The sequence below is a fragment of the Bradyrhizobium sp. PRIMUS42 genome, assembly GCF_023006515.1.
GTDB lineage: Bacteria > Pseudomonadota > Alphaproteobacteria > Rhizobiales > Xanthobacteraceae > Bradyrhizobium.
The window spans coordinates 1-2,658 of the sequence record NZ_JALBGZ010000801.1; the positions used below are offsets into that span (position 1 = coordinate 1).

The following is a 2,658-nucleotide window of genomic DNA, read 5'->3' on the forward strand; positions in this document are numbered from 1 at the left end:
CGTGTGCCTGTCGTCGCGGCCGGCGGAATCGCCGACGGCCGGGGTCTTGCCGCAATGATGATGCTGGGCGCATCCGGCGTGCTGATCGGCACGCGCTTCTATGCGAGCGTGGAGGCGAACGGCGCGCAGGAGGCCAAGCAGCGCATTCGCGTGGCGAACAGCAACGACACTGTGCGCGGCGTTGTCGCTGACTGGTCGCGAAGCCTGTTCTGGCCGTCCCCGTTCACGGCACGGACGCTTGTCAACGACCACATCAGGCACTGGACCGGCCGCGAGATCGAGCTCATGCAAAGGGCGGGCGAGGTGTCCGTTGAATATGCTGCGGCGAAGGCCGCGGGCAATTTCGAGGTCGCCGCTGTCTTTGCCGGCGAGGCTGTCGGCCTGATCCATGATATTCCGTCCGCCGCCGAGATCGTCGAACGGATTGCGACCGAAGCGGAGCAACTGCTAACCGGCCGGCGCAATTCCATCGCACCGCTTGCCTGAACCACGAGAGAGCAAAACCATGTGGCCCGACCGTCGATTGATCGACCTCTTCAAGACCGAATTCCCGATCGTGCTGGCGCCGATGGCCGGAGTGATGGATGCAGAGCTGGTGATCGCCGTGGCGGAAGGCGGAGGGCTCGGTTCGTTGCCGAGTGCGATGCTATCTCCGGAGAAGGCGCGCGAGCAGGTCGAGCTCATTCGTCAACGCGTGAAGGCGCCGGTGAACATGAACTTCTTCTGCCACACGCCGGTTGACCTTACGGCCGACGCCGAGGCGCGCTGGAAGCAGCGGCTCACGGGCTATTACGCCGAGCATGGTCTCGATCCCTCGGCGCCGATCACTGCCGCGAACCGTGCGCCGTTCGATGCCTCGTTCTGCGAGGTCGTCGAGGAGCTGAAGCCGGAAATCGTCAGCTTTCATTTCGGCCTGCCGGACGCGAAGCTGCTCAAGCGCGTCAAGGTGGCCGGCTGCCTCGTCATCTCGTCGGCAACGACGGTGAAGGAAGCGGTCTGGCTGGAACAGCACGGCGCCGATGCCGTCATCGCGCAAGGCGCGGAGGCCGGCGGTCATCGCGGCATGTTCCTGACCGACAAGATCGCCGAGCAGCCCGGCACGTTTGCGCTGGTGCCGCAGGTCGTCGATGCCGTGAAGGTGCCGGTGATAGCTGCCGGCGGCATCGCAGACGGGCGCGGCATTGCCGCGGCGTTCGCGCTCGGTGCCTCGGGCGTGCAGATCGGCAGCGCTTATCTGCGCTGTCCGGAATCCAAGGTCGGCGCGGGCGGCCGCAAGGCGCTAGCCGAGGCGCGGGACGATTCCACCGTCATCACCAATGTAATGACCGGCCGTCCGGCGCGCGGGGTCCAGAACCGCCTGATGCGCGAGGCCGGCCCGATCTCGCCGGATGCGCCGCCCTTTCCCCATGCCGCGACCGCACTGGCGCCGCTCAAGGCGGCTGCTGAAAAGCAGGGCAGGGTGGACTTCACCAATCTCTGGGCGGGCCAGGCTGTGGCCCTCAGCCGCGAGGTCCCGGCGGCTGAAATGACCCGGGATCTCGCCAGATCGGCGCTGGCCCGCATGAAAGCGCTGGCCGGTTAGGCCAGCCACGCCGGTTGCGGCGCAAAACCGGCCTCTGCTATACGGCACATAGGTTTTGCCGTGAGAGGCCTTATATAATGTCCGTCGACGCTGCTACCGTCCGCCGCATCGCGCATCTGGCGCGCATTGCGGTTTCCGAGGGTGAGGTTCCGCATCTGCAGGGCGAGCTCAATGCCATGCTCGCCTTCGTCGAGCAGCTTTCGGAGGTCAATGTCGAGGGCGTGGAGCCCATGACCTCGGTCACCCCGATGCAGATGAAGAAGCGGCCGGACGTGGTCGATGACGGCGAGATCGCCGACGATATCGTTGCCAATGCGCCCGCGACCGAAGGTCACTTCTTCCTGGTGCCCAAGGTTGTTGAGTAGTTCTTAGGACCAAGTCCGATGTGCATGCTTTGCGATGATGAAAAGGCCTATCAGGCCTACATGAACTATCTCGACAAGATGGAACGGCAGGGCAAGGCTGCCGACCCCAACGTCGCCGTCAATGCCGTGCTCGACGAGATCGAGGCCGCCGCGAAAGCAGCCGCCAAGAAAGACGACCCGGCCAACGACAAGACCCTGTCTCCGTTCTTCTGCAGCCCGATCAATAAATGACCGATTTGACATCGCTGACGCTCGCCGAGGCCCGCAAGGGTCTCGCCGACAAGACTTTCACGTCCCTCGAGCTGACCGACGCGCACCTCTCCGCGATCGAAGCCGCGCGCGTGCTCAATGCCTTCGTGATGGAGACGCCGGACCGGGCGCGCGACATGGCGCGCGAGGCCGATGGCAAGATCGCCAAGGGTGAGGGCGGTCCCCTCGCGGGCATCCCGCTCGGCATCAAGGATCTGTTCGCAACCAAGGGCGTGCGCACCACGGCGTGCTCGAAGATCCTCGGCAATTTCGTGCCGACCTATGAGTCCACGGTGACCTCGCAGCTTTGGCGCGACGGTGCCGTGATGCTCGGCAAGCTCAACAACGACGAGTTCGCGATGGGCTCGGCCAACGAGACCTCGTGCTTCGGTCCCGTCGGCAATCCCTGGCGGCGCGAGGGCAGCAACACGACGCTGGTGCCGGGCGGCTCGTCCGGCGGTT

The 2,658-nt window shown here is 65.2% G+C and carries 5 protein-coding genes; all 5 read left to right on the forward strand.

All coding sequences use genetic code 11. From position 1 onward, the window contains the following. On the forward strand, positions 1-486 hold a 486-nt coding region (locus tag MOV75_RS33840), incomplete at its 5' end, for a nitronate monooxygenase family protein (protein ID WP_247007511.1). Positions 487-505: 19 nt separating this feature from the next. After that, a complete protein-coding gene (locus tag MOV75_RS33845; RefSeq protein ID WP_246931374.1) occupies positions 506-1,582 on the forward strand; it encodes a nitronate monooxygenase family protein in 1,077 nt (358 codons plus the stop codon). 77 nt (positions 1,583-1,659) lie between these two features. Further along, on the forward strand, positions 1,660-1,947 hold the full coding sequence (gene gatC, locus MOV75_RS33850) for an Asp-tRNA(Asn)/Glu-tRNA(Gln) amidotransferase subunit GatC (RefSeq protein ID WP_246931375.1): 288 nt from the start codon (positions 1,660-1,662) through the stop codon (positions 1,945-1,947). 18 nt (positions 1,948-1,965) lie between these two features. Further along, positions 1,966-2,178, forward strand: a complete 213-nt coding sequence (locus MOV75_RS33855) for a hypothetical protein (protein ID WP_035709922.1) — start codon at positions 1,966-1,968, stop codon at positions 2,176-2,178. Next, the coding region (locus tag MOV75_RS33860; RefSeq protein WP_247007513.1) for an amidase at positions 2,175-2,658 on the forward strand (484 nt) is incomplete at its 3' end. The genes MOV75_RS33855 and MOV75_RS33860, both read left to right, overlap by 4 nt.